The 3,726-nt window shown below is 59.0% G+C and carries 3 protein-coding genes; 2 read left to right on the top strand and 1 reads right to left on the bottom strand.

Going from position 1 to position 3,726, the window contains the following annotated elements; translation table 11 throughout:
• Positions 1–809 (top strand): ATP-binding protein (locus tag PQR02_RS39830; protein ID WP_408243292.1); only part of this gene is annotated, 809 nt, incomplete at its 5' end.
• Positions 810–1,395: 586 nt separating this feature from the next.
• Positions 1,396–2,445, top strand: coding sequence for a dienelactone hydrolase family protein (locus PQR02_RS39825; protein WP_408243291.1), 1,050 nt, complete (start codon positions 1,396–1,398; stop codon positions 2,443–2,445).
• 194 nt (positions 2,446–2,639) lie between these two features.
• Here PQR02_RS39825 and PQR02_RS39820 read toward each other — a convergent pair.
• A partial coding sequence (locus PQR02_RS39820; protein WP_408243290.1) for an MASE1 domain-containing protein occupies positions 2,640–3,726 on the bottom strand: 1,087 nt, incomplete at its 5' end.

The following is a 3,726-nucleotide window of genomic DNA, read 5'->3' as shown; positions in this document are numbered from 1 at the left end:
TTCGAGCGGACCACGTTCGTTTGAGTCAAGTCTTGGGCAATATTCTGTCGAACGCTGCGAAGTACACACCGGTCGGCGGAACCATCGAGATGACCGTAAGTGTCCACCCGGATGACGGCAGCCTGGACCCGGCCGGCGAGGTAGTCATCACGGTCAGGGACAACGGCATTGGCATAGATAGCTCGGTGCAACCACTCGTTTTCGAACTGTTTGCCCAATCCGCTCAGGCCCACGCAAGAGCCGAAGGGGGACTTGGGATTGGCCTCGCTGTCGCCAAGCGCATGGTCGAGTTGCATGACGGGACAATATCGCTCGAAAGCATTGGAGCAGGCGCAGGAACCGCGGTAACCCTACGTCTGCCAATACTCCGTGCTCCGTCGGCGCCGGACCAACCTAAACAGATTGCCGAGTCGCTCGGTCTCGGTCCCGTGCGCCTTCTTCTTGTCGATGACAATCTGGACGCCTTGATGTCCCTGGGCATCCTGCTAGAACTTGAAGGGCACAACGTGACCACTGCGAGCAACGGGCGCGATGCCATTCGCCTTATGGCGGAAGTTCGCCCGGAGGTGGCAATTGTCGATGTCGGGATGCCAGACGTTGACGGCTTTGACGTCGCACGCGCCGTTCGAGCCGACCGGGGTCTGGATGACATCACGTTAGTCGCATTGACTGGCTACGCCGCGGAGTCTGACAAATCACGAGCGCTCGCTGCAGGCTTCGACTACCACTTGACCAAGCCGCTCTCGCTAGAAAAGCTGCAATACATCCTGGTAAATCGAATTGGCGGCAAGCTGGGTGGGTTGGTTTGACAGCGACTGGAATCCCTCCGAGGTGAACGTGCGGAGCATTGAGTGAGAATGCCGTCCGGACTGCTGCCCTAAGTGGCATCAGGATATCAATGCCGAAGATACCGGATGCCACTGCTCCACTGCTCGGTCAGAACACACTGGGCGAAGCGTCTCACGCACCGCTAGCTGCACACGGGCTTCACCGGATGATTGATGCCAGCCTGGTGAGGAATAATGTGGTGGCGTTGTTCCTGCCAGCGTAGTCGGCGAACGCGCTCGTTATGTGTGCTACCGCACATAACGTCGGGAGCTCCCTAGAAGTCGCCCCAGCTCTGCCCTACCTTTCGAACGGTAAGGCGCTGGACCATCGAGGGCCTGAAAGTCATACGTGCCACAGGTGCCGTGGCAGCTACAAAAAGACCTCTCAGAACCGCTAACCCTCGCCGGTCTCCTGCGCTCATCAAGCCCAGCTGCCGTAGGAGGACGCAGCGTACTTCCAGGTTTGCGTGCGCAACGCACTCGAGCCAGCCATCCTCCGATTCCGGCAAAGCGTCGCTGGTGTCGCGAGCCGGCGGCAGGCATCCGAACTATTGACCAAGGAGCAGCCATGAGACCCGTCTTCGCCACTCGGATTTTCCATACGGTGCCGTTCGTCATCGCCTTGGTACTTTCTGGCTGTGGAGGAAGCACGTCGACGCTTCCGAAGTCGACCGCGCCCATACCTACCCCAGTGGCGACAATGCCGGTATCGCGCGTGGAGGTTATCCCTTTTCAGACACTCACGTTGACTGACCAGGAGTTCCTGAGTGGCCGAGAAGACGGAACGCCCGTTACGGTGGCGGGAGAATTGCGCCTGCCGCGCGCCGGCACTGACCGGCTCCCGCTCGTTATCATTCTCCACCCCGCAGGAGGCATAGGGTCAAACATCGTCGATTGGGAGCAGGACCTACTGGGACTGGGCATCGCCACTTTTGTCGTCGACAGCTTTTCCGGTCGCGGCATTGTTAACTTGCTCAATAACCGCGGGGAGTTGGGCTTGCTCGCACAGTCCGAGGACGCATACCGCGCGCTCGCACTACTGCAAAAGCACCCTAGAATCGACCCGACGAGAGTCGTACTCATGGGCTTCTCCCGCGGAGGCAAAGCCGCGCTTTACGCTAGTTTGAAGCGATGGCAGCGCATGCATGGTCCGGCTACGAATGCAGAATTCGCGGGGTATATAGCCTTCTACCCTGGTTGTGACGTCACCTTCCGGGACGAGACCGATATCACCGCCAAACCCGTCCGCATCTTCTACGGAAGTGCCGACGATTTATTGCCAGTCGCTGCATGCCGGGCCTACGTTGAAAGATTGAAGGCAAGCGGCAAGAACGTACAACTCACTGAGTACCCAGGGGCACAACATCTGTTCGACTCCCGTTCGTTCAGGCAACCGACGAGGCTTCAGCAGGCGCCAACGACAAGGAACTGTCAGTTGGTGGAAGCGGAGAACGGACAAATCGTGAATGCCAAAACGAAAAAACCGTTCGCCCTGAGTGACCCCTGTGTCGAATACGGCCCGACCGTAGCCTTTGACGAGGAAGCCACAAAGGCGGCGAGGCAAGCCGTCAACGACTTGGTGATGAGCATCCTCAAACCTGAACGGCCCCCTTCGTGAGCAAAGTGCTCCGAAATCTCACCGACGCCGCAAACTCTGGAGGTCAATATTTTGTGAGCGCGAGAATGGGCGCCTCCACGTGAAGCCATTCCTGGCGACGTGGCCACCCTCTGCAGGTCGACGGTACAGCGCAAATGGGCCACTTTGCAAGGAATGAGGCTCATCCTGAGTTGAGGGAATACGGCTTGCTCGCATCAAATCATCCAATGATACCGGAGACCGACATGGACACGGCGCATATGGGAAGCCTCGGCCGCACCCATCGCCATGCTCCTAATTGTCGCAGCGAGGGCATCGCGGTCGTCGGACAGAACCAGGTCCGGGAGGTGCAAACCAATAAGGTTTTCAGGGGCGATTCCTATCACCGCCGTAGCGCGTGGTGAAACGTACGTGAGCCTGCCATCGGGCGCCATGCTCATGACGATATCGGTCGCGTTCTCTGCCAGTATCCGATATCGCTGCTCGAGGTCACGGAACATTGCAAGGAGGCGGCTACGCCCCGTCTGCGTGGCGCTGATAGGTAAGGCAATGCCCATTGCCGCGACGAGAAAAAGTTGGAGCGCAAAGACGCGGCTGCGCATGTCCCCATAGGGAAACGTCCAAAGCGGTCCCGACCCGCTAACGGTGAACGACACCGCAATCCCCAGGCACAGGAGCAATCCGACCATCAAGCCTGCCATGTCTGCCTGAAACGCCAGTAACACGATGGGCGGAAGCGCCCAGTACAAATGCGGAAAGTGATTTTGCCCGAATACGCCGGTCGTGATGACGCAAATCAGGAGCAGGAGGCACCCCGTCCTTCGCCGGCGCTCGACACGCAGCAGTTGGGTCGCCTCCCCGGTCCAGAAGACGATGGCGGCGGGCGTCAATATGGCGAGGCTCAAGGCATCCGAGAGGAACCAGTTGCAAAAGTTTTGCAGCAGTTGGCCGACGAGCTGTTCGTGCAGCATGGACGTCACAAGCAGTCCGGACACAGCCGGCGCGAGCAACACTGCACCGGCCATGAATTTCACGAGCGGCTTCGGACGAAACAGTTCGGCGACCGTTGAGACAGGCGGGGCGAACGCCAACGCCATCAGCACCTCGAGGAGGTTGGCGCACAAATATGAGACGGACACGAATAGACGTTCACCAACCAGAAGGCCGGCGCTTAGATAGCCCAGTAAGCCCCCGGCAAATGCCCAGCATCGCTGTCTGGGCGGTGCCACTAATATTTGCGCAAGGAGGGCGGCATTGGTCAACCAGATTGGACCGATTTCTCCAGCTGTTGCCTTGAGCGCT

It is taken from the genome of Paraburkholderia sediminicola (assembly GCF_046026895.1).
GTDB lineage: Bacteria > Pseudomonadota > Gammaproteobacteria > Burkholderiales > Burkholderiaceae > Paraburkholderia > Paraburkholderia sediminicola_C.
Note: the sequence above shows the minus strand (reverse complement) of the source record. Positions and strands in the feature narration are given on the sequence as shown.